This is a genomic window from Armatimonadota bacterium, from assembly GCA_018268395.1.
Lineage (GTDB): Bacteria > Armatimonadota > Fimbriimonadia > Fimbriimonadales > Fimbriimonadaceae > JAEURO01.
Genome location: JAFDWQ010000009.1, coordinates 75,045 through 99,446 on the forward strand (window position 1 = coordinate 75,045; position 24,402 = coordinate 99,446).

The following is a 24,402-nucleotide window of genomic DNA, read 5'->3' on the forward strand; positions in this document are numbered from 1 at the left end:
CCGATGCCGACCCGCCGCGAGTTCCTTGCCCAGTCCGCCTTGGCCGCTACCGCCTTGACCGTAGCCCCGCTCGCACGCGGCCAAGAGAAGAAGATCGTCCTCGGTTCTGGTTCGCACCGGTACGAATGGGTGCCGGACTGGCTCGTGCCCCCGAGCACGATCAAGTACGGGGACACTCACGGGTTGGCTCAAGACTCCAAGGGCCGGATCTACCTGAGCCACACCGTCCATCCGACGAGCGAATCGGCCGACGGAGTCCTCGTCTTCGACGAAAAGGGCAAGTTCCTCTCGTCCTGGGGGCCTCAGTTCAAAGGCGGATCGCACGGCCTCGACATCCGAAAGGAAGGAAAGGAGGAGGTCATCTACCATTGCGACACGAACCGACGGAACGTCAGCAAGACGACCCTCGACGGCAAAGTCCTTTGGGAAATGGGACTGCCCGAACAGCCGGGCGTCTACAAGGACGGTGCGCCGTACATCCCGACCAACGTCGCTTTCTCTCCGAACGGGGACTTCTACGTCGCCGACGGCTACGGGTCGAACTGGATCCATCATTACGACATCAAGGGCGAATGGATCCGCACCTTCGGCGGACCGGGCAAGGAACCCGGAAAAGTCCAACAGCCCCACGGAATATGGCTCGACCCTCGTGGCAAGGAGCCCATGCTCGTCGTCGCCGACCGCGCCAACCGGCGGCTTCAATACTTTTCCCTTGACGGACGTCACGTCAAATTCGTGACCGACGGCATGAGGCTGCCGTGCCACTTCTCCGTACGGGGCCATGAACTGCTCGTCCCGGACCTCGAGTCCATCGTCACCGTCTTGGACGAAGACAACAAGGTCGCGGTGCAACTCGGCGACGGGGCACCGACCGACTTACGTGGCCATCCGAGGTCCGACTTCGTCCCTGGCAAGTTCATCCATCCTCACGACGCCGTGTTCCTCCGGAACGGCGACATTCTGGTCGCAGAGTGGGTTCCGATCGGCCGTGTGACGTTGCTGAAACGCCTGCGCTAGTCCTTGGACATCGGACGTTCCTCGTGCACGACGGTCTGCTTCTTCATGCCGTCGGCATAAAGGTCGGCCGACTCGACGACCCCTACCACACGACCGTCCCGGGCGTTCAACGTCAGGACGGTCGTGACTTCGGCTTGTGCCGTCGGTCCCAGTTTGAGAAGGCCGGTCTTCTGCGTCAATCGGAACTGGGGGCTCTCCCCTTCGAGCCGCTCCAGACGACAGGTGACGTCCAGTTCGCCTTTGGAAGCGGGAAGCGGATTCGCAAGGGAGACGGACCATGTCCCGTCGGTGGCGCTCACGCCGGGTTTGAGGAGCGGTTGCCGAAGGAACAACATCAAGCGGTGGAACCCGCTCGGGTCCTCTCCCTTTTCGACGGTCGCTTCGACGAGAAGCGCGTACTTGTCGCACCGTAAGGTGAACACCGTCTGCGGCTGCCCCTGTAGTCCGACCGTCACTCTCGTGAAACGGTCTCCGGAAGCCGTCAGGACCTCGGACCGGGCAAGGGCCGTTCCTTCGCGAACGTCCTTCATCGTGCTTTCGCACTCGAGCGCCGTGACCGTCAAGCGTCTCTCGACCGATTCCCCGACGGCGAACGGCACGAGAGGCGGCATCTTGACTTGCGACGGATCCTGGCCTACCAAAAGGCAAGCCCCTAGGAGGACAGTCATCCCTCACCCGCTTGGTCTCTGTGACTCACAGCCGCTTCGCAGGGACTTGATGAAGTCTCGGGAAATCGGCCGGAGGGACGAACGATGCCGGATCGATCTTCGCGTCAAACTCGTTCGACCATAACGTGTCGTCCTGCCCGACCAGGACGTAGCGGCTCTTGGTCGCGAAACCTCCTTTCGTCTCCGGGACGTCCCAGGAGAAACAGCGTCCTGCGTTCAGGGCCACCCGGTGACGGCTGTTGCCACAGTCAGGGGTCGGGCGGTACTCGACGGGACGCCATACGCCTTTGGCGTCTTTCGCCTCACGGATCAGACCGACCCAACTGTCCTCCGCCCTTAGCCAGACGGGGGATGCCGAACCGTTGGCGAGGACGACGATCATGGGGCAGTTCCCTTCGCCAGGGCCGCAACACGCGTTCTTCTGGACGACGAGCGACAGTCTGTCGGCCTTGACGTTCACTTCCGCCAACGACCACGAACCGTTCGTGGACGTCCCCCAGCCTCCTGCGGACACCGTGTCCGGCATATCGCTCTTGGCAGGATAACGGGCCAACGGCATCGCAGACTCGACGCCGCCCGTCGAAAGCACTACGGCCGCGATCGCGCTCAGCATCCTTTCAGGATACTTCAGGTTTCGGCGATCAGACGGTCATATCGACGAACCTTCGGCTCCGCTCGTCCAAAGTGTCGACCTGGATCTCGTACTTGTTTCCGTCCACGTCGTTCAGCATGAGGACGTTCGTCGACATCCAGTTCGCGTTTTCTTGAAGGCTTTGTGTCACGAGCTCGCGCGGCCCGCGGTCTGTCTGGACCGACCAGTACGTGATCCCGAACTCGGTCTTGACGGCGTCGATCGAAACGACGCGAGCGTTGAGGTAACGCTTGTGAAGTTCCTGCTCGACGATCGCGCGTGACTCGGCCTCGAGAGTCTGCAGACCCTCGGTCAGCATCACGATCTCTTGGTCCTTGCCGTCGACGAGGGCCAAGAACTTCCCAGGGAACGAGAGAGGAGACGCCCAGACCGGCTTCACCTGAAGATAGCTGGCGTTGCCGGCGGTCAGCCGTAGTCGGCCCTCCGGTTCATAGAAAAGATTGAGACGGTCTTCAGGGCTTGGCTTGGGTGCGACGATGGTCATACTTCGAACTCCTTGGTCATGAACAGTAGGCCGCTACGGGCCACAAAGCCCAGTTTCTGGTTGACGGCCAGCATCGGGACGTTGGTCGAGTCGTTATGGGTCAGGATCCTGGTCCCACCGGTATGCAAGGCATAGCGGACCCCAAGGCGCTTAAGGACGGTCGCGAGCCCTTTGCCGCGAAAAGGCCTTCTGACGCCCGTGAAATCCGTCGTCATGTCGGCGACCGGACTGCCCGTCATTGGCCCGATGACATGGACGCCGGCCCACTCGTCGCCCCGTTTGGCGACGAACACGCCTTCCGGCCTGTACCACTCCGCTTCGAAGACGGACCGACAATAGTCGCCCCATTCCAGACCACCGTATTCGGCCGTGGCCGGCTCGTCAAGGTCGCATTCGACGGTGACGGCGTGTAGTCGGCGCCGCTCGGCCTCGGTGTCTCCCAAGTCGGCAAGGGTTTGGAACGTCAGGCCGTCGGCTATGGCCCGGGCGACCGTCCTCTCGGTCTCCGAATCGTCCACGGACGCTACGGACAAGACGGACTCGAACAGCCGTCGCGTCTCACGGTATCCATGGGACTCGGTGAACGGACGACCCGACGGATACTCGTCGGGCACGAACGCGGTGACCTTTGTCGCGCCATTCGAAAGCGCGAACGCTTCGGACCGGCGCAAGAGTTCGGACCCGATGCCCTTCCGGCACCAGGTGGGCAGGACGTTGACCGACAGCGAGAAGAGTCCAGGGACCATGGAAGCTCGACGGCGACAGTGCGAAGCGGCCATGACCGTACCGTCGCCGTCGACCGCGACCAGCCGCAAACGAGGATCCTCTTCGGGCCAGGTCGCGTGGAGCCGCTCGAACTCTGCGACCGAAAGCGGATCCGAATCGTAGAGGTTCGAAACCGCGCAGACAGCTTCGGAATCCTCAGGGATACGGGCCTCCCGGACCGACCAACCGTCCCTTGAAGTCAGGGGTGCGGTCAACCCGTCACCCCTACCACTTGGTTGATCTGGCTCTGTTTCTCCACGAGCTTCGCGAAGGTCCCGTTCTTGGCCATCAGTTCCTCGTGCGTGCCTTCCTCGCTGACTTCGCCCCTCTCGAGAACGATCAGCCGGTCGGCGTTGCGCAAGGTCGAGAGACGGTGGGCGATCGCGAACGTCGTCCGCCCGGACACGAGCCGCTGGATCGCTTGCTGGATCAATTGCTCGGTTTCGACGTCGACGCTGGACGTGGCTTCGTCCAAGATGAGGATCCTCGGGTCGTGAAGGATCGCCCGGGCGATGCTGATGCGTTGCCTTTCTCCGCCGGAGATCCTCGCGCCGCGCTCGCCGACCATCGTGTCGTAACCGTCGGGCTTCGACAAGATGAAGTCGTGGGCGTTCGCGGCGCGGGCCGCTTCCATGATCTGGTCCATGGACGCTCCCGGCTTGCCGTAGGCAATGTTCTCCGCGATCGTCCCTGCGAAGAGGAACGGTTCTTGGAGGACGATGCCGATCTGGCTCCGGTAGTCGTGGAGGTCGAGCTCCCGATAGTCCGTGCCGTCGATCGAGATCGAACCCGTGTCCGGTTCGTAGAACCGGGCGATCAGGTTGATCGTGGTCGACTTGCCCGCCCCGGAATGTCCGACCAGGCCGATCATTTCACCCTCTTTAGCGGTGAACGATACGCCCTTGATGACGGGGTTCGATTTGTCGTAACCGAACCGCACGTTCTCAAACCGGACTTCGCCGCGGACCGCGAGCTTCTTGCCCTTGCCGGGCCCGGTCTCCGGGGTCAGGTCGAGGACTTCGAACACGCGCTCGGCGCCGGCCATGGCCCTGCTGAACCAATTGTTGACCTGGGCGAACCATTGCATCGGCCCATAGACGAGACCGAGGTAAGAGTTCATCATCACGAACTGGCCCAGAGTCAGCGCCTTCGTCAAGACGAGCCAGCCACCGTAGCCCCAGAGGATCATCGTCCCGAGGGTCACGCAGAAGGTCATCATGCCGAACTGCGACTGCCACGTCTGCTCGGCCCGCATCGCGGCGTCGCGCCATTCGTGGTTGCGCCTGACGAACCGCTCGAACTCGTCCTCTTCCTTGACGAACGCCTTGACCACCCTGATGCCGCTCAGCGACTCGTTCAAGTGCATGTGTAACCGGGCCATTTTCTGACTGACCCTGTGGAACATGTTGCCGAGCGGTTTCCACAGCCGCATGCCGAGGAACACGAACAGCGGGATCGGAGAAAGGATCGCGAGGGTCAACTGCCAACTCGTCGCCAGCAGGATGCAAAGCACACCCACGACCAACAAGGCGTTTGCCCAGAAGAAGGGAAGGCCGTCGACGAGGAAGAACCACAGCCTTTCCGTGTCGTTCGTGACACGGCTGGCGATCGCACCGACAGGCCGCTTGTCGAAGTACTTGACGTTCAGCATCTCGACCGCGTGGTAGACCTTGCTCCTGAGGTCGGCGGCCATGCTTGCGGCCAAGAACGCGTTCGTCCGTCCGGTCAGGATCTGGAGCCCGGCGCAGCAGAAGGCCACGGCCAACCATGTGCCGACCCAACTGAGCAGCATTCCGCTGTTCAGGTCCGACGAGGTCAGGCCGTCGATGACCTTACGTTGGATGTACGGAGGCACAAGGTTGAGGCCCGTGCTGGTCAGCGCGAAGAGGCAGAGCCAAGCGGCCTGCTTCTTATACGGAAGGAGATAAGCGGCGACGCGGAGAAGCGTCCGGCCGCGGTTGATGCACGAGGGGCAGACGCCGTCCTTTTCGGGGAGCAAGCGCCCGCACTTCGGACAATGGGTCGCCTCGACGCTCAGATCGATCGAGAGTTCCTGGCCCTCGGCGAGTTGCTCGATGCCGCGCGCGGCTTCGCTGAACAGATGGGCTGCGCCCAACGAGTAGGTCACGGCTGTGACTTCTTCTCCGGATTTGAGCCGGATCAGGAGCCGTCCGCCGCTGGTCAAGGGTTCGTGACGCGCCGTCTTGATGTCGGACATCGGCACCCGCATCAAGCGGGCACCGCCGGCATCGAGCACGGCGACGTCGTCGGCGGTGACGACCAGCCGACGTGTACCGTACAGGGCGTCTTCGGTCAAGTCGGCCTTGAGCTCGATGAGCGGAACCGACGCCAAAGACGCCTCAGAGGAGGGTTCTTTCGCTAACATGTGACGGGTTGAGGCCCGTAGGACCGGGGTCGGGGTGCCCGTCGAGGGTCGGTCGCTTCAGCGCGACCGGGGCACTTTGAACCTAAAAGATCGAGGTGACGGCTCCTGGGCGGCGACAGGAGGGATTCACCATAGCACCGAGCGGTTACCAGGGCCTAGGACGGTCAGTTGGACGACTCTTGGGCGGCCTGTTCGGCGACGTCGCCTTCCCAGACGACGGCGCTTCCGGTCATCGGAGGCATCGTCTTGCCCCAGGCGAGTTCCATGAGGAACGCCCGGACTTCGGACTCGTCGCCCGCGTCACAAAGCCGCTGTAGTTCGTCGAGCTTGGCCTTCAACCATTCCCACTCGATGGTCTGCTGGCTGCGGACCATTCGGATGCGTTTGTGACCGCTCGGCAAGAGGTCCTCGATGTCCATCGACAGCTCTTCATGGATCTTCTCGCCCGGGCGGATCCCGGTGTACTTGATCTCGATGTCCTGCCCTGGCACCAGTCCATGAAGCCGAATCATGCCTTTCGCCAGATCGACGATCGACACCGGGTCGCCCATGTCCAGGATGAAGACCTCGCCTTTGTTGCCCATTGCGCCCGCTTGTACGATCAGTTGGACCGATTCCGGGATGGTCATGAAGAACCGGGTCATCTCGGGGTGGGTCAAGGTGATCGGCCCGCCCGAAAGGATCTGCTTCTTCAGCGTGGGGATGAGCGAGCCGCGGCTACCCAGGACGTTGCCGAACCGGACCGCCGAGAAGCTCGTGTCGCTCCGTTTCGACATCGCCGAGACGATCATCTCTGCGACCCGTTTGGTCGCTCCCATCACGTTCGACGGGTTGACGGCTTTGTCGGTCGAGACCAGGATGAACCGCTCGACCCCGGCACGCAGCGCTTCTTCGGCCACGTTGAGCGTCCCGAAGACGTTGTTCCGGACGGCTTCGATGGGAACCGCTTCCATCAAGGGGACGTGCTTGTGCGCGGCGGCGTGGAACACGACCGTCGGTTTGTGTTCACGGAAGACCTTGCCCAGACCTTGCCGGTCACGGATGTCGCAGATGACGGGGTTCGGCTGGAAGAGGTTCGCGTGCCGCATCTCCTGGTCGATTTCGAAGATGCTGTTCTCACCCTTACCGACCAGGATCATACTGGCCGGCGAGAAAAGGGAGACTTGACGGGCCAACTCCGAGCCGATGGATCCGCCTCCGCCCGTGATCAGCACGCGCTCGCCGTTCAGGTAACGCGCGCTCTGCTTCATGCCGTCGACTTCGCACGACCGTTTCAGCAGCTCGTCGGCGCTGATCTCTCGCATGTGGTTCAAGAGGCCGTGGCTACCGTCGACGAACCGCGAGAGCGGGGGAAGCGCGCTGACCCGGGCTTCGGTCAGGATGCACGCGTTGAACACCCGTCGCATCTCGTCCTCGGAAGCCTTGGGCATCGCGATCAGGATCTCGGTGACGCCAAGTTTTTCGGAGTGCTTGTGGACAGACTCGACACCGCCAAGGACAGGGACGCCGTGGATCGTCGTCCCGTGGAGCCGAGGGTCGTCATCGATGAACCCGACGACGTGGGCGTCGCCGAACTCCGACTTCGCGATCTCACCGAGCAGGGCCTCTCCTAGGTCGCCGGCACCGACGACAAGGATCCTTCTCGACGATCGGCGCATCGGTCTGTTCAGGGCCACGGCCCGGAACGCGACCATCCGCTGGTAGACGCGGCACATCGCGAGAAGGGTCGCGGAGAACAAGGCGAAAAGAAGGGGGGCCGTCCACTGGCGCGTGAGCGAATCGGTCGGGGCCGAAAAGCTCATCGTCACGGCCAAGGTCACTCCGAGAGCCAGTCCGACGCCCGAGATGTTCAGGAGGTCGACGATCCCGAGGAACCGGGCATTGATCCGATGAAGCCTTCTCCACCAGAACAGCAGAACGGTCACGACGTTGACCGGCAGGGCGACCCGTAGGGCGTAACCTACGACGGCATCAAGGAACCGGACGTCGTGCGAGATACCGACCGACACCGCAAGAGCGATGTTGACCAAGAACAAATCGGCGACGACGATACCAAGAAGTGCCGCCCACCTCGCCTTCGATAGCCGTTTCCATCCCTGCATGGCAAGAGTTCCGATCCCTGAACTAAGGCAACCCGTGGATCATACCAGGGGCCCCCAAATTAAAATAGACGGTCGAACAGGAGGAGATTTGGCAAGAACCTCAGCAGATCACCAAGGTTTGTCCCTGAAACTTGATCGAAGAACACGATGTCTCCCGGCAAGATCTCAGGATTCTGGCCGACGTCTCCGCCTTTCACGTACGTATCGAAATCATACCGTTTTGCGACATACACTCCCTTTCCGTCCGCTCTGAGGACCACCGCGTGCCGGTACGTTCCCCTCGGTGCCAGCCCGTCGGCCGCTGCGAGGGCGTCGGCCAATCGGACGGCCCGACCGTCCGGAATGAGCTTGCGGCCCGGTTTGACCACGAACCCTAAGACCGAGTAGTCCCGCTTGTTTTCAGGAACGTAAACAAAGTCGCCGCTTTGGACTTTGGCCCCGGGATCGGTCCCGCCATCGGCCAAGGACCTCGCGTCGAACACCCGGACTTCTCCGGACCGGAACAGCAACGTCCGCTCTAGGGTCCCTTGGTCTTCGACGCCTCCCGCTTGGACGATCGCCGCCATGAGGGGAGAACCTTCCCGGACGGACACCTCTCCCGGCTTCTTCACGAACCCGCCGACCGAGACCGCGACTTCAAGCGGAGCCTGCACGACGATAGTGTCACCGTCTTTGACCTCCCAGACTTCGCGCTGCGAAACTTCGGACAAGGTCGACCGGAACGTCTCCAGGCCTCGACGAAGGAGGACCGTCATCTCCGCCGGGGAGGTCGAGACCGAAGCACCGCCGGCTGCAGCGATCGCTTCTTTGACCCCTTCCGAACTACGGAGGCGCACCTGGCCAGGCGTCCTGACCGAACCGACGACCCAAACCGGCTTGTCCGCTGCGGGGAGCAATGCGAGCACGTCTCCCGGCTTCAGTTCCTTGTCCTGGCTCTGGTCGCCTTGTCGCATCAGCGCGACCAGATCGATGTCGACCGCCCGCTGCCCCTGCGAATAGAGCTTCGCCGCATACGAGTCCAACGGCTGCAGATCGTTGTACTTTCCGATCAACTGGCGCACCGTCATTCCCGGGATCCAGATGACGGCTCCGTCTTGGACGCGCGGAGCGACCAGGTAGACGAACGACGGAAGCTCCTGCTTGAGGATGACGGTGACTTCGGCGTCGCGCACGAACTCGCGCACCCGCTTCCGGACGCCCGCTTCAACGTCCTTCAACGTACGGCCCGCAGCTTCGAACCGACCGAGGACCTGGACCGTGAACGATCCGTCCGAACCCACGAGAAAGTCACCGGAGTATTGCGGCCGGTTCGCTGTCGTGACCGTCAAGAGGTCGCCGGCTTTGAGAAGCGAAGGCCCTTGCGCGAACAGGTTCGTTGCCATCAAGGCCGCGAACAAGACCAGTAGAAGCCTGGGCACCCGGGGATTCTACCTACGCGGGCCCAGTAACCTTGACGGCGTCGTCCGACATTGCGGGATAATGCCCTAGGCTTCAAGGATGACGCTCGGACGACAGATCGCGACGGCCCTGGCTGTGACAGCCGCCTCGAGCGTCATCGTCTATCTCGTGGCCTCGGTCCTCCCCAAGACGTATTACAGCGAGCAAGTCTTGCTCTTCCCGGCCGCGCAATCGTCGATGTCCTCCTTGGCCCAGTCCCTCGTCGGAAGCGGCGGCGGTGACGTTTCGACGACCCCGATGACGCCCGGATCCGCGTCGACGCCACTCATCGGCTCGACGCCCACGGTCGCGATGGGGATCCTTGAAAGCCGCAGGTGCCGACAGTACGTCGTCGACAAGCTAGGGCTGGCCGACCGTTGGAAGCTGAAACCGACGAAAGCCGTCGAGGAGCTCAAACGGCGGACGCGTCTCAAAGTCGACGATAGCGGATTCCTCGTCATCGGTGCCGAGTCGGACACGCCGGACTCGGCCAAGGCGATCGCAACGACGCTGTACGACTACCTGGGCTCCGGAGCCGTCGAACTGACGATCAGCATCGCCAAACGGAACCGTAAGATGTACGAAGAGAGGCTCAAGGTCGCGAAAGCCAGCGTCGACCGGGCCCGGAACACCTTGGTCTTGACGGGACGCAACCATCCCTATTTCGACCCGGACCCTATCCAGGGCCTCATTGCCGATGCGGTCAAAAAGCAAGGCGAGACCGCGGCGGCGATCCGGGGCGCCGAGGCGCGGATCGGTCACTACGAACAAAGCGTCAAAAAGGCGCTTGCGTCCGGGAACGATACGAACGCGCTCCAGGCCATCGGGGGGGGATCCCTCGATAAGGCCCTCGAGAGCCTGGCCCAAGACCTTCAAAAGCGGCGACAGGACCTGATCGACGCGCGCCGCACGTACACGGAGAAGAGCCCCGAGTTCAAGGAAGCGGCCACCCGGGCCAAAGCCGGCAGGCAGATGCTCGACGAGACGATCGCGAAAGCGAACACGAGCCTGCAGCAGAAGACGTACGCGCCTTTGATCGCCGCGCGGAGCGATCTGGAGTCGCTCAAAAAAGTCCAGGCGTCCTACGACCGTGTCCTCGCCGAGTATTGGAAACTGGCCATGAGAGGCGCCGACGACGCGTCCAAAGTCAAGGTCGCGCAGTCTGAGTTCGAGACGGCCGTCAAGACTTCGGCGAACCTTCAGTTCCAGCTCGAACAAGCCATCATCGCCGAGGAACGCGATCCCGCGCGCTTCGAGATCGTCGACGAAGCCGTCGAAGACCCCGACCCGATCGCACCGCGCAAAGGTCTCCTGACAGGCGCTTGGGCAGCGTGCTGCCTGTTCGTGGCGACATGGGTCATCGCGAGGAAACGCATCAAGTTCGTCGACTGAGTCAGGACGCCGGAGTCGCGGCGTCCGGAGTCAGCGCCCCGGCCACAGGGACTTCGACGACCGCCGACGGCGTCGCTCGCGAATCGACGATCTTGTCCGATCCAGGGGGCGGGAACGGCGTCAGTTCGTTGCTCCGTCCCGCGACTTCGACGAGCTTGACGTCGGCCTTCAACCGCCGCAACTCCCGCTGGACGCCGACCAGTGCCTTCGGCTTGTTCACGATCGCGACGGCCGTCAAGCCGACCAGCTTCAAATTCAGCCTCAACGACCGGTGCTCGATGTAGAACAGCGCAAGCCTGCTCTTCCAGGGCCGGATCAATTGGTTGTAGGCCAGATCAGGGTCGGACTTGCCTTCGAGGATCGATCCCTCGTCCGAGAAAACGATGCTCGCGAAATCGGTGATGCCCGGCAGGACGGTCAGCATCTGGCGCTCGACGTCCGTGTAAAGGTCGACGTCCCGCTGGACTTGCGGCCGAGGGCCGACCAGGCTCATTTCACCCATCAGGACGTTCCAAAGTTGGGTCAGTTCGTCGAGTTTGAACTTGCGGATGACCTTGCCGACCTTGGTGATCCTCATGTCGTTGTTCGCCGTCGAATCGACTCCCGACTTGTCCGCGTTCTGGACCATGCTCCGGAGCTTCACCATTTTGAAGGTGCCTCCGCCTTTGGCCGCACGGGGGGCCATATAGAACGGCGACTTGCGGTCCTGGAGCCAAACGAGGAGCATGAAAACGAGGAGGATCGGGCTCAACAGGATCAGTCCGAAGAGCGAAACGAGAAAATCGGCGGCACGGATCATGGGCAGCTAGGGTCGGGCGCTCTATTGTAACCCCTGGCCGGTCTCGAAACGCCGCCGGAACCCGCAACGTAGAGAGCACTGAATGCCGAACCGCGACGATGGCACCGGTCCGTGCCGGCTTCGGACAGCGACGGAGTGGGCCCATCCTGCGTTGACGATCGTGATCGCCAGTCTGTGTCTTGCCGCTATCGGGCCGCTCCATCAAGGCCCGGCCGTCACCGTCATGATCTTGGTCGGAGCCCTGTCGCTTCTCGCGACCTACATCCGCTTCATGTACGGCCTTCAACCCTCGCAAAGGCTGGTTTGGGCCGTACCTGTGTTCTTGACCTGGTCGACCCTCGCGGGGATCGCTGTCACTATCCTCGGGATCGCCCTGATGGCGCTTCTCTTCCGGATCTGGATTTGAGGACCAGGGCTTGAGAGACCTTGCTTCGTCATTCCGTTTGGCAACGGATCCCGTGAAAGACTAACCCGTCGCATCGACCGAGACCACGGCATTTCGGCCTGTGGCGAGGATCCTTCGGGCCTCGCCGACGATGGCGGCAGCATCGAGCCCGTAGACCTTCCGCAAGTACTCTTGGCTTCCGACGATGCTGCTGAAGCCGGAACGCAGACCGATCCGGTGGAACCTCTCGGGGATGACGCCGGCGTCCATACAGACTTCCGCAACAGCGCTGCCCAGTCCCCCGTCCAACGTGTGCTCCTCGACGGTCACGATTCCGCCCGTTTCGCGGGCAGCGGCAAGGATCGCCTCGCGATCGATCGGCTTGACCGTATGCATGCTCAAAATCCGGCACTGGATCCCGTCTGTCGCAAGGTTCTCGCACGCAGCCAAGACGCACTGCATGATCCCTCCGCACGTGACGAACGTCAGGTCGGTGCCCTCGCGCCAACGCCGTGCGCGGCCGAGGACGAACGGCTCCACCGTATCGGCCAGAGGTTTCGCGACCGACTTGTCCAAGCGAAGGTAAGCCGTACCCGGTGTGGAAACCAGGGCCGAAGTCGCTTCTTGGGTCTCGTAGAGGTCGCAAGGCGCAACGACGGTGATATCGGGCAGCGAGCGTAAAATGGCAAGGTCCTCGGTCGCGTGGTGGCTGATCCCGAGCGAGCCGTAACTGAACCCGCCACCGATGCCGACGACTTTGACGTTCGCTCCGTGGTAACAGGCGTCGTTCCGGATCATCTCGAGCGGCCTTAGAATGGGAAAGTTCGCGATGGAATATGTGAAGACCGTTCGACCGCCCATCGCCAGACCTGTCGCGAGGAGGGTCATGTTCTGCTCGGCGACACCCGCGTTCAGGAACTGCTTCGGAAACTCGTCGGCGAATTTGGTGAGGACGCCGAATCCGAGGTCGCCGGTGATGAGCATGACCTTTGGGTCGCGACGTGCGACTTCGGTCAACCGGGCGATGAAAGCGTCCCTCATGGACGGGCCCCCAAGGCTCGAAGGGCCGCCTCGTATTCGTCGCCTTGTGGCGAGCGGTAGTGCCACAGGACTTGGCCTTCCATAAACGAGACGCCTTTGCCTTTCGTGGTGTGGGCGACGACCACCTTTGGACGGCCGTCCGGACCAGCCGAAAAGGCGGCTTTCAAAGCGTCGTGGTCGTGACCGTCCGATTCGACGACGGCCCAACCGAAGTCGCGCCATTTGTCGGCGAACGGTTCGAGTTCGAGCGTCTCACGGACTGGCGCCAGCGACTGGATCTTGTTGTAGTCGACGACGGCCGTCAGATTGTCGAGCCGGTGGTGTCCTGCGAACAGGATCGATTCCCAGTTCGAACCTTCGTCGCACTCCCCGTCGCTCAATAGAACATACGTGCGCCATGTCTCGCCGTCGAGCTTCGCTCCGTAAGCCATGCCGCACCCCACGCCCAGACCGTGCCCGAGTGACCCGGTCGAGAGTTCGACGCCAGGGATCCCCTTGTGCGAGACGTGTCCACTCAGGTCGCTCCCGTCCTGATAGTGCGTCTTGAGCTTCTCGACGGGCATAAACCCGCACTCGGCCAGCGCGGCGTAAATCCCGGCGCCCGCATGCCCCTTGCTCAAGACGAACCGGTCACGGTCGGGACTTTGCGGCCGGGACGGATCGAACTGGAGGACGGATCCGTAGAGCACCGCGACGATGTCTGCCATCGAAAGGCAAGCCCCGACGTGCGACGAATTGCCGAGGTGGGTCATTTCGACGGCGTGCCGTCGGATCCGAAGGGCGAGCTCTTCGGTGCTTTGAAACGTCCGTTCCGCCATCGTGCGTCTCGCCAGGTCAGGCGCCGTAGAAGCTCCTCACCTGGTCGATGACGTACCGGACGTCGTCGTCGCTGACGAAAAGGTTGCACGGCAACAGCAAGCACCGCTCGAACAGCCGCTCCGTGAAGGGAAGGGAAACGTCGAATCCTAGGCCTTTCCATTGATGGACGGGCCTGCCGCCCCATTGCACGAGCGTCCCGACCCCCTTCTCCTTGAGGAAGACCCGGAGGTCGTCCCTGCGGTCGGCCTCGATCTCGTAGTTCTGGTAGACGTCGAAGTGGTCCGGGTCGGCATCCGGAGCGGGCGGCAACGTGACGTCGGGCAAGTCACCGAGCCCCAGTTGATAGAGGGACGCGACGCGGCGTCGGCGTTCGATCGTCTTGTCGTAGTCCTGGAACTGGACGTTGAGGATCGCGGCCTGAAGGTTGTCCAGGCGGAAGTTGAAGCCCCACTGGACGACCTCTCCGGTCTCGTCGTCGCGACCGTGGTCGCGGAAGAGTCTCGTCTGTCGCGCGACGTCGTCGTCGTCGGTCACGAGCGCACCGCCGTCCCCGAAACAACCCAGGATCTTGGCCGGATAGAAGCTGAACGTGCCGGCCACTCCGAACGTGCCGGCGAACTTGCCCTTGTACTTCGAACCAAGGGCCTGAGCGCTGTCTTCGACGATCGTCAACCCGTGTTCGTCGGCGATCTCGAGGATGGGGTCGAACGCGCACGTCCGGCCGTTCAGGCTGACGGGCATGATCGCCTTCGTCTTCGAAGTCACGGCCCGCCTCGCCGCATCCGGGTCGATCAAGTGGTCGGGCCCACAGTCGACAGGAACCGGGGTCGCTCCGGCCCAATGGATACTGGAGGGCGAGGCCACGAACGTATGGCTGGGGAAGATCACCTCGTCGCCAGGACCGATCCCGGCGGCCCGAAGGGCGACGATGAGCGCGTCCGTACAGTTGGAGAGACCGATCGCGTGCTTGACCCCTAAATAGTCCGCAAGCGCTGATTCGAAATCGCGCCCGTCTTGCTGCAGGATGAAGGCGCCACGCCGCAACACGTCGAAGACGGCATCGGTGAACTCGGATTCACGGCTCGCGAAGAAAGCGCGGTAGTCGAAGAACGGCACGGTCCGGGCGGGGGCACTCACTGTCACGGCATGTCCTCTCAGCAAAGAGACGTTGGACAGCAGGATACCTAGGGACCTTTCCGGCCTCCCGGTTCGGCGCGGTCACAAGACGGAGGTGTCGTGGACATAGACGCGGCTCAGTGTCCCTTTGTGGACTTCGATCGACTTGACGAATCGAGAGCCCTTGGCCTCGTAGAACTGCTGGGCCGATTTCTGGGTCTCGCCCGTCACGATGCGGATCGACCCGGTCCCGCGAGCCCGGAACTCTTGAAGAAGGGCTCGGAACAAGGCCCCGCCGACCCCTAGGCCCTGGGAAGTCGACCGGACGCAGAAGTTCAGGATCTCGGGTTCTGGAAGGTCGTCGGACTGCTTCGACTTGGGATAGAGGAGCGTCTCGAGGATCCGCTTGATGCGGGCGGGCGACAGAAGTTTCGGGACGAGGACCGCCATCGCGGAGAACCCGCCGCGCCGTGCGAAGCCCTTATAGACCTGGCCGGTGTCCATCGCGCCGACGATGAAGCCTAACATGCTTTCTCCGTCCATGGCCGCGAACGCGAACGCTTCCTCGGTATCGCACAGATAGGCGTAGAGCTTTGTCAGGAACGGGCCGCCCAAAGAACTCAGAAAGCCCTCATGGATCTCGCTCTTGTGGATTTCGGCCATTTGGACGAACGACCCCTGAGGCCCGTCGCCACCGACCCGGACGACCTCGTACGCCATGTCAGAGGCTCTCGAAGAGGGCGAGGGTCTTCCGGACGTCTTCGTCGGTGACCTTCAGACTGAGGGGCAACGACACGATCTCGTCGGAGAGCTTCTCGGCGCGCGGGCACGAACCGGGTTCCAGGCCAACCGCCCCCCATTCGCGACGCTCGAGCGGGTGGACCGGTGTGCGGTACCAGTCCGCGACCTCGACCCGAGCTTCTTCGGCCCGAGCCAGCAACCGTTCTTTGTCCGCGGCCAACAGCGGGAACCTTGCGTAGACGGGCAGTCCACCCTCGGGAACGGCCGGACGCCGGAACCTTGTCCTGTCGATCGCCTCGTCGTACAGGCCGGCGATGCGACGGGAGTTCTCCACCACATGGTTGAGGGACGTGAGTTTTTGGCGCAACCGCTCGACCAACGGTCCGGCCATGCGCTGAGAGAACTCGTGGGACTCTTCGTCGGGATCGTGATAGTTCCCTTCCGCCGCTCCGGCCTTCGAGAGCTTCTGGAACGTCGCCCGGACCTTCCAATACGTCGACGGTCGGTACATCCTCTCGAACGCCCAGTACTGGAGATTGACTTTCAGGAGGGATTTCCAGGAGGGCCCGTGACAGGACTCCCAGTGTTCTTCGACCTTGGCTCGGAGCGCCGGATCGTGGACGACCGCACTGCCGCCGATTCCTGCGACGATCGGCTTTCCCCATTCGAACGAATAGAACGCACCGATACCGAACGTCCCGACCACTTGGTTGACGTATGTCGACGCTAGCGTGTGACAACAGTCTTCCACGAACGGGACGCCCCTCTCGTTCAGGACCGAACGGATCTCGGAGAGCTGCGCCGGTATGCCGAAGGTGTGCTGGACGATGACGGCTTTGGTCTTCTGCGAAAGCTTGGCGGACAGGTCTCGAGGGCACAGATTGACCCCCTGCTCCTCCGTGTCGACGTAGACGGGTGTCGCACCTGTGGCCCGGATCCCTTCCGGAACGGCCAGACACGTAAAGGCCTGGGTCGCGACCTCGTCTCCTGGCCCCACGCCTAAGGCGCGCAAGATGGCGGCCATCGCCACTCTCCCGCGGTAATAGGTCAGCTTCGGAAGCTCTCGAGCAATGTCCGACGTGTTCATTTCAAGGGGTCCGGGCCCTCTCTTTGGACGTCACCGCCCGGCTCAAAGCCGCTTCAAGGACGTGCCCGAGCTTGGCAAGGTCGTGTCTCTGTTCGACGTACTCCCGCGCGTTCGTGCCCATGGCCTGCCTCTCTGCGATCGGCGTTTCATAAAGGCGTACGGCACCCTGGGCCAGGCTTGCCGGATCGTCGGCCCGGACGGTGACCCCGGCTTGGGCTTCTTCCACGGGGTTGTTGGAGGCTTCGACGGCATAGATGACCGGACGGCCCGCACCCATATAGTCGAACAGCTTGTTCGGGCTGACCCCCCATCGGAAGACGGGCGACCGCTTCAGGATCAAGAGTCCGGCGTCCGCCTTGGCGACCTCGTCGGGAACCTGCGATTTGGCGACCGGGTCCGAAAAGAGGACGTTCCGGAGCCCTAGCGCACGGGCCCGCTCGACAAGCCTTGGCTTTTCGCCTCCGTCCCCCAAGAGCCGGAACAGGATCTTGTCCCCATATCCCTGGTCTTCGAGCAACTTGGCCGCGTCCAAGACCGTGTCCAGCCCGTTAGCGATCCCATGGATCCCGGCGAACAGGACCGTGAACAGAGTGTTGGACGGGACTGGGGTCGCATCGGGAAGGTCGCGTAAATAGACCCCGTTCGGAACCCAGAACAAAGCGTCGGAGGTCAACCCCTTTTCGACGTAGTATTCGGCCCCCGTCGGAGGGAGAGTGACGATCGCGCCGGAACCCCGCACCAGCCGCCGTTCCATCCAAGACATCGTGCGGACGACGGGGTGCGAAGGGGACATCCGGCCAAGGTCGATCAGGCTTTGCGGCCAAATGTCCCGGACCTCGAAGACAAAGGCGGCGTCGACGTCCTCGGCTAGTTTCAAGGCGGCGAAGGCGGCGAACAGGTGAGGGTTCGAGCCGACGATGACGTCAGGCGGCCCGAACGACCGGAGCACGGCCGACTTGAAGACGTTCTTCGCAAAGGCGAGCATGCTCCAGAACCGGAGCGCGGTCGATCCGGGATAACCCGGAGCCCTCAGCCACACGAACCGGACACCGTCGACGGTCTCGACCTTAGCGTCCTCGCCGTCGCGCAGCCGTGTTTCCGAGCGGGTCCAGTGGTTGAAACTCGAGGCCACGATCGTCACATCGTGGCCTGCAAGGGACAGTTCTTTGGCAAGCGCGAACGGACGAAGTCCCCCTGGTTCGCTCGGAGCGACCGCGTATTGGTTGACGATCCAGACCGTCATGCCGGCGCTCCGACGGGCGTACCCGCCAAAGCCAAGGCGATCTTCTCCGCCGCGTGACCGTCGCCGTAGGGCGACCCATCGCTACCAGCCGTTCCGAACGCGTCCGAGACGGCCCGACCGACCGCATCGGACGATATCGGAGGCTGGACCGTGTTCCATCCGAGTTCGACCGTTTCGGTCCACTCGGTCTCCGTCCGGAGAGTCACGCAAGGAACGCGATGGAAGAACGCTTCTTTCTGCAACCCGCCCGAGTCCGTAGCGACGACTCCAGCGTGGGCGACGAGCGCGGCCATGTCGCGGTAGCCGAGAGGTTCGAGGATCCGGAACGTCGCCTGGGCCCAATCCCACCGGCCCCGTTCCTGAAGGATGTTCTTCGTCCTCGGATGCATCGGCAGCACGACCGGGCGCCCGGCGGCGGCCAGTCCTTCCAGGATGGCGGTCAGCTTCGCCGGATCGTCGGTGTTCTCGGCGCGGTGGACGGTCGCGACGACGTACGTCCCTGGCTCGAACCCGATGTCGGGGCCATTGCCCGAGCCCGCAAAGAGAGCGGCGTCGTACATGACGTCGCCGACATCGAGCACTTTGTCCCCTCGGATCCCTTCAGCGGCCAGGTTTCGGACGGCCGTCTTGGTCGGTGCGAAAAGGACGTCGCTCACATGGTCGGACACGATCCGGTTGATCTCCTCTGGCATCGCACGGTTGAAAGACCTCAACCCGGCTTCGACGTGCGCCACGGGAACATGGAGCTTGACCGCGGCAAGGGCTCCGGCCAGCGTCGAGTTCGTGTCCCCGTAGATCAGGACACGGTCCGGTTTCCGTGCCGCGATTTCAGCTTCGATGCCTTCTAGCATCCGACCGGTCTGGGCCCCATGGGACGCGCTACCGACGTCCAGGTTGACGGCAGGCGAGGGAATGTCGAGCTCCCGGAAGAACTGCTCCGACATGGCATCGTCGTAGTGCTGCCCCGTGTGGACGATCTGCTCCTCGATCCCGCCGACCCTCACGAACGCACGGGACACCGCCGCCGCCTTGATGAACTGGGGGCGGGCACCGACAACGGTCAAGACACGGAGCATTGGCTTTGATTCTAGCCGGTCACCGCCCTCTGGTTCCGGATCGCCCTCCCAGGTAACCTTGCCGTCCAAGGTGCGCGACAAGAATCCCGACAGGTTCCTTCTCGTCCTGATCTGTGCCGGGTTCGTCGCCCTTTACATGGGCGTCTATCGCAACGTCGACGCTGGCTTGTACGGGTTTCTGGGCCTTCGCTTCCGGGACATCGGACCCGGATGGACCGTGGTCGGTTACGTGATGGCCGTCGCCCCCTCGCTTTGGATGCCCGTCCGTTTGGCCCGACCGTCGATCGTCGCGTACTGGATCCTTTATGCGACCGTCGTCGTGCCGTGCATGTGGATCCCCTATCACACTCTGAACGGCCCTCCTGAGCGGTACCTCGTGTACTCGTCGGTCCTCATGGTCTGCTTCTACGTCCTCTCGTTCACCTTCCGGTTGCCGAGATGGCGCATCCCTCGACCCGACGTCCCGCAAGACGTCTTCGCGTTCGCCACGGTCGCGCTGGTCGGCGCGATGACCTTGGCGGTCTGGTCGACGAACGGGTTCCGCTTCGATCTCGGCATCGAATCCATGTACGTGCGTCGCCGTGCGGCAGGCGAGTCGATCCCTATGGGATCGCTGATGTCCTACGTCAAAGGAAACCTGGGAAGCGCCATGCAGCCCTTCGCCTTTGCCGTCGGTATCGCACGACGGTCTTGGATCCTCGTCGGGCTGTCCCTGTTCGCGGGACTTGTGGGGTTCTCGGTCGACGGGAGCAAGACCTCCGCGATGATCCCGGTCTTCCTTCTCGCCCTGTACCCCTTGATGACCCGTTATCGGGACAAATTCGGCTACGTCATGCCTGCGCTGTGCGGACTGCTCGCACTGACGGTCTGGGGGTTATGGGAGGTCCGGTCCGATCCGAAGATCCCGACCGTCACGACGTGGCGCCTGTTCGACGTCAAGGGGCTCCTGACCGGTTACTACTTCGAGTACTTCAGTTCGAACCCCAAAATGCTCTTGAGCGACGGCATTTTGAGGGCCTTCTTCGACAATCCGTACCACTACGCGGCCCCGGAGCAGATCGGTGCGGTCTATTTCGGTAGCCCGATGACCAACTCCAACGCCAACGTCTGGGCCTCGGCGTTCGCGGACTTCGGATACTTCGGCATGGGTGCCGTGACCGTGGCACTCGGTGCCGTCTTCCGACTGATCGACAGCATGGCGCTGAACCGAGGCTTCCTGATCCCGGCCTTCCTGACGTCCTTCCTCGGCATGAAGCTTTCCGACGTCGCCCTTGACACGTCGATCTTGTCCCATGGGACGCTCGCCATCCTGCTCATCGTCTACGTCCTTCCGCCGCTCAAGGTCGAGGTCATGAGTGACGAACGGTTCCGACCCGCTGGGGCGACGGCGTGATCAAGGTCTGCCATCTGTCGACCGTCCATCAGCCGTTCGACGTCCGCATCTTTTTGAAGGAGTGCCGGACGTTAGCCTCGGCCGGATACGACACCCACCTGGTCGTGACCCACGACGGGGACACCGAGCGCGACGGTGTCCGGATCCATGGCCTTCCCCGTCCGAGAGACCGATGGGACAGGCTCCTTCGGGCTTCACGACGGTGCCTGTCGAAGGCCATCGAAGTCGACGCGGACCTCTACCACTTCCATGATCCCGAACTGATCCGGGTCGGCCTTGCGCTGAAACGTCGCGGAAAGAAGGTCGTGTACGACGTCCACGAGTCCCATGCCGAATCGGTGCTCGACCGCGCCTACATCCCAGGCCCGCTTCGACGGCTCGTCTCGTCCCGGGTCGCGGCGGCCGAGCAAGCGGCGGACCGTAGTCTTGACGCGGTCGTGGCGGCGACGCCGAAGATCGCCCGGGCGTTTTCGAACCCGGAAACGGTCCTGGTGCAGAACTACCCACTGCTCGAAGAACTGGCCCCTGCGGGCGGGCGGCCGTTCGCCGAGCGCGCGCCGCAGGCGGTGTACGTGGGCGGTCTGTCCTTGGTCCGCGGTGCGAAGGAAATGGCGGAGGCCTTGAAGCACGCGCCGGGCCTCGATCTTGCGATCGTGGGCGAACCGTCGGGAGGATTGACGAACGACGCTTGGCTTTCCAACGAAGTCGCTCCACGGGTGAAGACGCTCGGATGGAAGTCGCGCGCCGACGTCGCAGCGTTGATGTCAGAGAGCCGGGCCGGCCTGGTCGTATACCATCCGATCCGTAACCATGTGGAGTCGCAACCGAACAAGCTTTTCGAATATATGGCCGCAGGGCTTCCCGTCGTCGCTTCAGACTTTCCTCACTGGCGGGACATCGTCGAACGGGAAGGGTGCGGAGTCCTCGTCGATCCTCTCGATCCGGCAGCGATCGGTTCGGCCCTTATGATGCTCGTGTCGGATCCCGGACGGGCCCAAGACGCCGGGCAGAGAGGACGCACCGCCGTGTTGGAGCGCTACAACTGGACGATCGAGTCCGAGAAGTTGCTCGACCTTTATCGCCGCCTCTTGGACTGACTCCGAAAGGTCGCGCATCGTCGGGAATTTGGAATCAGGCCCCCTTTGACGCATAATCGTCGTACGAGGACGCTTATGAAGAACAGTCTGTCCAGCGCCGTTTTGGCCGCCGTCGGTATCGCATCCCTGTCCGTCGCGCTTCCTTTGGCCTCGGCCCGGGCGCAAGACAAGCCCGCCGCCCCTCCGGCACAAGAGACCAGGGCCGAGCCCGCCGCGACCGCGACAAGGACTTCTGGGACGACCGCACCCCAGGCCGCAGCTCCGGGTGACACGCTCCAAGACAACAGGCCACGACCGGCCGCTGCACGAGACCGGTTCACTCCGATGCCCGATCAAGGCCGCCCCGCAGGGATGCCGATGCCGGACGTCGCGATGCCGATGGCTCCGATGCCCCAAGGCCCCGCGCCGGTCATGGTCGTCGACGGTCAGTTCCTCTTCATCCTGCGGGGCAACGAGATCTACAAGGTCAATAAGGCCGATCTTCGGGTCGTCGCGGTCGGGATGCTGCCGGGCGGCGCCAGACCCATGATGATCGGCCCCAGGCCAGGGAACGGAATTCCTGTGCCGGTTCCGGGCGGGACCGCGCCTCGCGCCGTTCCGGACACGGCCAAGTCGAGGCGGTCCGGAGGAAAGTAGCGAACAGAGGGGGTCTGTCGAGGACGAGTCGCCTCGGTCAACGCGCGGCACGACCATAATGTCGCGTGAGCAAGAGGGCCATCGTCATCGTCCTCGACGGCGTCGGTGCAGGCGAGGCTCCCGATGCGCCCGCGTTCGGGGACGTCGACCATCCTTCGACGCTCCTTCACGTCTGGGAGTCGGTCGGCGGTTTTCGCGCACCGCACCTCGCTTCGCTCGGATTCCTTGCCGCCGGCGGGATCGGTGACGCCCCCCAGGGGCGGTATGGACGGCTCCGCGAGCTGAGTCAAGGGAAGGACAGCGTCACAGGCCATTGGGAAATGATGGGGGTCGTGACCGAACGGCCTTTCCCGACGTATCCGGAAGGGTTTCCGATCCCCTTGATCAAAGACTTCGAGGACGAGATCGGTACCCAGACGATCGGCAACTGTGCCGCCAGCGGCACCGAGATCATCGAGCGGCTCGGGCCTCTCCACGAAGACACGGGGTTCCCCATCGTCTACACCAGTGCGGACAGCGTTTTCCAGATCGCGTGTCACGAGAGCGTCGTCCCGGTCGAAAAGCTCTACGAGTACTGCCTGACGGCGCGGCGGATGTGCAAGACGCCCGACGACGTCCAACGCGTGATCGCCCGGCCCTTCGAAGGCCGGGCGGGCACCTACAAAAGGACGGCACGCCGCAAGGACTTCCCCCTGCCCGCCCCGCCCAACCTTGTCGACAAGATCGGCGGCGTCTTCGGCATCGGCGTCGTGCCCGAGTTGTTCGACGGGAGAGGCTTCCGCTCAGTCGGTCGGACCCAATCGAACGCGGAGCACGAAACCCTGTTGTGGGAAGCTCTCGGCTCCGACGCGCGGCTCGTCTTCGCGAACTTCGAAGACTTCGACATGCTCTATGGCCACCGGAACGACCCGGCGGGCTTTGCAGCATGTCTCGAGCGGTTCGACAAGACGCTGGAAAACCTCTTGGGCCGGCTCCAAAGCGACGATCTGCTGATCTTGACCGCGGACCACGGCAACGACCCGACGACAGGATCGACCGACCACTCCCGAGAGTACGTGCCGGTGGCCTTGGCCGGATCGGGCGTGACCGCCCGAAACTTGGGCGACGTCGTGGGAATGGACGCGGTCGGGGCCACGGTCGCCAAGCATCTCGGGATCGAGTGGCCGGGCGGACAAGCTTTGGTCTAGCGACGCTGGACCGGCGGACTACGCTTTCCCGCGGGCTTTGTCGAGGTCGCCGGTCCTGAACACGTCGACGATCCCTCGTCTCTTGCGCAATTCTCGCGGCGGGATCCCGAACCGGAGGTTGACGAAGCGGTTGAACTGTTGGACGTTCGGGATTCCACAGGCCGCCGCGACCTGCTTGATCGGATCGGTCGTCGTGGTCAACAAGTGGTGGGCCCGGATCGCGCGGCAATCGGCCAGGAACTGGTGAGGGGTGCGACCCAGGTCGCTCAGGAAATGCCGGTTCAACTGACTCTGGGAAACGTGCAGCTCGGCGCAGACGTCGGCGATCCTGAGGCGTTCGCTCATCCGGGACTCCATGATCCTCTGTGCGTCCTCGGTGTAGACGCTTTTGAGCGCGACGTGCTCTGGCTGGGCGACCGACCACAGCAGGGACCAGACCAGCACGTTGGAGCTCGTCCTTGAGAACTGCAGACGGTTCAGGCACTTACGGAACTCGATGTCCCAAAAGTGTCCTTCACCGCCGAGACTCGAACGTACGGGGAGTCCGACGATGTCACGCTGTTCCTTCGAGGGGACAAACGTGAAATAGTCGTAGACGGTGACGCCTGAACCCGACCGGACGACCGTGCACCGGCTCGTCGGCGGAACGATGAACAGGTCGAACGGTTCGAGCGGATAGACCGTCCCGTTCATCGTGAACGTGCCCGAATTGTGGAAGAGCAAACCCTGCCAGGCGTCTGACGGCTGCACCCACTCGGTGCGGTCTGCTTCGTCCCCGAACGCCCCGCACGTACGGAGTTCCGGGAGTTGGGCCAGCGAGGCCTTGTGATAGCGGACCATACCAAGATTATGAAGTTCCGGCCGAGGTCGAAGCGAAAT

The 24,402-nt window shown here is 63.0% G+C and carries 23 protein-coding genes; 7 read left to right on the top strand and 16 right to left on the bottom strand.

Translation table 11 applies throughout. The features are described from left to right. The first annotated feature begins 3 nt into the window (after nucleotides 1-3). A complete protein-coding gene (locus JST30_13940; protein MBS1715426.1) occupies nucleotides 4-1,017 on the top strand; it encodes a hypothetical protein in 1,014 nt (337 codons plus the stop codon). Here JST30_13940 and JST30_13945 read toward each other — a convergent pair. From JST30_13945 to JST30_13975, 7 genes are all read right to left on the bottom strand, one after another. Next, nucleotides 1,014-1,628, bottom strand: coding sequence for a hypothetical protein (locus JST30_13945; GenBank protein ID MBS1715427.1), 615 nt, complete (start codon nucleotides 1,626-1,628; stop codon nucleotides 1,014-1,016). The two genes, JST30_13940 and JST30_13945, sit on opposite strands and share 4 nt — an antisense overlap. An 82-nt stretch (nucleotides 1,629-1,710) precedes the next feature. Beyond that, a complete protein-coding gene (locus JST30_13950; GenBank protein ID MBS1715428.1) occupies nucleotides 1,711-2,298 on the bottom strand; it encodes a hypothetical protein in 588 nt (195 codons plus the stop codon). Between the two features lie 28 nt (nucleotides 2,299-2,326). Continuing rightward, complete coding sequence (locus tag JST30_13955) at nucleotides 2,327-2,821, bottom strand: DUF1854 domain-containing protein (protein MBS1715429.1); 495 nt, start codon at nucleotides 2,819-2,821, stop codon at nucleotides 2,327-2,329. Beyond that, nucleotides 2,818-3,801, bottom strand: a complete 984-nt coding sequence (locus JST30_13960) for a GNAT family N-acetyltransferase (protein MBS1715430.1) — start codon at nucleotides 3,799-3,801, stop codon at nucleotides 2,818-2,820. Before JST30_13960 ends, JST30_13955 begins: the two co-directional genes overlap by 4 nt. Next, complete coding sequence (locus JST30_13965; protein MBS1715431.1) at nucleotides 3,798-5,972, bottom strand: ATP-binding cassette domain-containing protein; 2,175 nt, start codon at nucleotides 5,970-5,972, stop codon at nucleotides 3,798-3,800. Before JST30_13965 ends, JST30_13960 begins: the two co-directional genes overlap by 4 nt. Nucleotides 5,973-6,136: 164 nt before the next feature. After that, on the bottom strand, nucleotides 6,137-8,074 hold the full coding sequence (locus tag JST30_13970) for a polysaccharide biosynthesis protein (GenBank protein ID MBS1715432.1): 1,938 nt from the start codon (nucleotides 8,072-8,074) through the stop codon (nucleotides 6,137-6,139). Between the two features lie 59 nt (nucleotides 8,075-8,133). Then, nucleotides 8,134-9,492, bottom strand: coding sequence for an SLBB domain-containing protein (locus tag JST30_13975; protein MBS1715433.1), 1,359 nt, complete (start codon nucleotides 9,490-9,492; stop codon nucleotides 8,134-8,136). Nucleotides 9,493-9,571: 79 nt separating this feature from the next. Here JST30_13975 and JST30_13980 point away from each other — a divergent pair, with 79 nt between their 5' ends. After that, nucleotides 9,572-10,903 (top strand): hypothetical protein, encoded by a 1,332-nt coding sequence (locus JST30_13980; GenBank protein MBS1715434.1) that lies wholly within the window; start codon nucleotides 9,572-9,574, stop codon nucleotides 10,901-10,903. Between the two features lies 1 nt (nucleotide 10,904). Here JST30_13980 and JST30_13985 read toward each other — a convergent pair whose 3' ends face one another. Beyond that, nucleotides 10,905-11,702: a sugar transferase gene (locus JST30_13985; protein ID MBS1715435.1), complete on the bottom strand. Its 798-nt coding sequence runs from the start codon at nucleotides 11,700-11,702 to the stop codon at nucleotides 10,905-10,907. Between the two features lie 82 nt (nucleotides 11,703-11,784). On the opposite strand from JST30_13985, the gene JST30_13990 reads away from it, so the two are divergent. After that, entirely contained in the window at nucleotides 11,785-12,108 is a 324-nt protein-coding gene (locus JST30_13990) for a hypothetical protein (GenBank protein MBS1715436.1), read from the top strand. Between the two features lie 60 nt (nucleotides 12,109-12,168). On the opposite strand, the gene JST30_13995 is transcribed toward JST30_13990, so the two are convergent. From JST30_13995 to wecB, 7 genes are all read right to left on the bottom strand, one after another. Beyond that, nucleotides 12,169-13,128, bottom strand: a complete 960-nt coding sequence (locus tag JST30_13995; protein ID MBS1715437.1) for a transketolase — start codon at nucleotides 13,126-13,128, stop codon at nucleotides 12,169-12,171. Further along, complete coding sequence (locus tag JST30_14000; protein MBS1715438.1) at nucleotides 13,125-13,946, bottom strand: transketolase; 822 nt, start codon at nucleotides 13,944-13,946, stop codon at nucleotides 13,125-13,127. Before JST30_14000 ends, JST30_13995 begins: the two co-directional genes overlap by 4 nt. A gap of 16 nt (nucleotides 13,947-13,962) precedes the next feature. Beyond that, complete coding sequence (locus JST30_14005) at nucleotides 13,963-15,084, bottom strand: DegT/DnrJ/EryC1/StrS family aminotransferase (GenBank protein ID MBS1715439.1); 1,122 nt, start codon at nucleotides 15,082-15,084, stop codon at nucleotides 13,963-13,965. Nucleotides 15,085-15,165: 81 nt separating this feature from the next. Continuing rightward, nucleotides 15,166-15,783: a GNAT family N-acetyltransferase gene (locus tag JST30_14010; GenBank protein MBS1715440.1), complete on the bottom strand. Its 618-nt coding sequence runs from the start codon at nucleotides 15,781-15,783 to the stop codon at nucleotides 15,166-15,168. Between the two features lies 1 nt (nucleotide 15,784). Further along, a complete protein-coding gene (locus JST30_14015) occupies nucleotides 15,785-16,828 on the bottom strand; it encodes a DegT/DnrJ/EryC1/StrS family aminotransferase (protein ID MBS1715441.1) in 1,044 nt (347 codons plus the stop codon). A 64-nt stretch (nucleotides 16,829-16,892) separates the two neighbouring features. Next, complete coding sequence (locus tag JST30_14020; protein MBS1715442.1) at nucleotides 16,893-18,134, bottom strand: glycosyltransferase family 4 protein; 1,242 nt, start codon at nucleotides 18,132-18,134, stop codon at nucleotides 16,893-16,895. Next, nucleotides 18,131-19,210, bottom strand: coding sequence for a UDP-N-acetylglucosamine 2-epimerase (non-hydrolyzing) (wecB, locus tag JST30_14025; GenBank protein ID MBS1715443.1), 1,080 nt, complete (start codon nucleotides 19,208-19,210; stop codon nucleotides 18,131-18,133). The genes JST30_14020 and wecB overlap by 4 nt, the downstream gene beginning before the upstream one ends. A 70-nt stretch (nucleotides 19,211-19,280) precedes the next feature. Between wecB and JST30_14030 the strand changes: the two genes are divergently transcribed. From JST30_14030 to JST30_14045, 4 genes are all read left to right on the top strand, one after another. Next, nucleotides 19,281-20,603, top strand: a complete 1,323-nt coding sequence (locus JST30_14030) for a hypothetical protein (protein MBS1715444.1) — start codon at nucleotides 19,281-19,283, stop codon at nucleotides 20,601-20,603. Continuing rightward, nucleotides 20,600-21,700 carry a glycosyltransferase family 4 protein gene (locus tag JST30_14035; GenBank protein ID MBS1715445.1) on the top strand — a complete coding sequence of 367 codons (1,101 nt, stop codon included), beginning with the start codon at nucleotides 20,600-20,602 and terminating at the stop codon, nucleotides 21,698-21,700. Before JST30_14030 ends, JST30_14035 begins: the two co-directional genes overlap by 4 nt. Before the next feature lie 75 nt (nucleotides 21,701-21,775). Beyond that, a complete protein-coding gene (locus tag JST30_14040; GenBank protein ID MBS1715446.1) occupies nucleotides 21,776-22,336 on the top strand; it encodes a hypothetical protein in 561 nt (186 codons plus the stop codon). 65 nt (nucleotides 22,337-22,401) lie between these two features. Further along, nucleotides 22,402-23,523, top strand: a complete 1,122-nt coding sequence (locus JST30_14045) for a phosphopentomutase (GenBank protein MBS1715447.1) — start codon at nucleotides 22,402-22,404, stop codon at nucleotides 23,521-23,523. An 18-nt stretch (nucleotides 23,524-23,541) separates the two neighbouring features. Here JST30_14045 and JST30_14050 read toward each other — a convergent pair whose 3' ends face one another. Further along, a complete protein-coding gene (locus JST30_14050) occupies nucleotides 23,542-24,363 on the bottom strand; it encodes a helix-turn-helix transcriptional regulator (protein MBS1715448.1) in 822 nt (273 codons plus the stop codon). Nucleotides 24,364-24,402 lie beyond the last annotated feature (39 nt).

What these genes read in the sequence shown, in the direction of transcription:
- JST30_13970 (MBS1715432.1), bottom strand. Translation starts at nt 8,074, where the DNA reads ATGCAGGGATGGAAACGGCTATCGAAGGCGAGGTGGGCGGCACTTCTT.
- JST30_13940 (MBS1715426.1), top strand. Translation starts at nt 4, where the DNA reads ATGCCGACCCGCCGCGAGTTCCTTGCCCAGTCCGCCTTGGCCGCTACC.
- JST30_14015 (MBS1715441.1), bottom strand. Translation starts at nt 16,828, where the DNA reads ATGGCCGCCATCTTGCGCGCCTTAGGCGTGGGGCCAGGAGACGAGGTC.
- JST30_14050 (MBS1715448.1), bottom strand. Translation starts at nt 24,363, where the DNA reads ATGGTCCGCTATCACAAGGCCTCGCTGGCCCAACTCCCGGAACTCCGT.
- JST30_13985 (MBS1715435.1), bottom strand. Translation starts at nt 11,702, where the DNA reads ATGATCCGTGCCGCCGATTTTCTCGTTTCGCTCTTCGGACTGATCCTG.
- JST30_14010 (MBS1715440.1), bottom strand. Translation starts at nt 15,783, where the DNA reads ATGGCGTACGAGGTCGTCCGGGTCGGTGGCGACGGGCCTCAGGGGTCG.
- JST30_13990 (MBS1715436.1), top strand. Translation starts at nt 11,785, where the DNA reads ATGCCGAACCGCGACGATGGCACCGGTCCGTGCCGGCTTCGGACAGCG.
- JST30_14020 (MBS1715442.1), bottom strand. Translation starts at nt 18,134, where the DNA reads ATGACGGTCTGGATCGTCAACCAATACGCGGTCGCTCCGAGCGAACCA.
- JST30_13980 (MBS1715434.1), top strand. Translation starts at nt 9,572, where the DNA reads ATGACGCTCGGACGACAGATCGCGACGGCCCTGGCTGTGACAGCCGCC.
- wecB (MBS1715443.1), bottom strand. Translation starts at nt 19,210, where the DNA reads ATGCTCCGTGTCTTGACCGTTGTCGGTGCCCGCCCCCAGTTCATCAAG.
- JST30_13995 (MBS1715437.1), bottom strand. Translation starts at nt 13,128, where the DNA reads ATGAGGGACGCTTTCATCGCCCGGTTGACCGAAGTCGCACGTCGCGAC.
- JST30_14040 (MBS1715446.1), top strand. Translation starts at nt 21,776, where the DNA reads ATGAAGAACAGTCTGTCCAGCGCCGTTTTGGCCGCCGTCGGTATCGCA.
- JST30_13950 (MBS1715428.1), bottom strand. Translation starts at nt 2,298, where the DNA reads ATGCTGAGCGCGATCGCGGCCGTAGTGCTTTCGACGGGCGGCGTCGAG.
- JST30_13945 (MBS1715427.1), bottom strand. Translation starts at nt 1,628, where the DNA reads ATGCCGCCTCTCGTGCCGTTCGCCGTCGGGGAATCGGTCGAGAGACGC.
- JST30_13965 (MBS1715431.1), bottom strand. Translation starts at nt 5,972, where the DNA reads ATGTTAGCGAAAGAACCCTCCTCTGAGGCGTCTTTGGCGTCGGTTCCG.
- JST30_13955 (MBS1715429.1), bottom strand. Translation starts at nt 2,821, where the DNA reads ATGACCATCGTCGCACCCAAGCCAAGCCCTGAAGACCGTCTCAATCTT.
- JST30_14000 (MBS1715438.1), bottom strand. Translation starts at nt 13,946, where the DNA reads ATGGCGGAACGGACGTTTCAAAGCACCGAAGAGCTCGCCCTTCGGATC.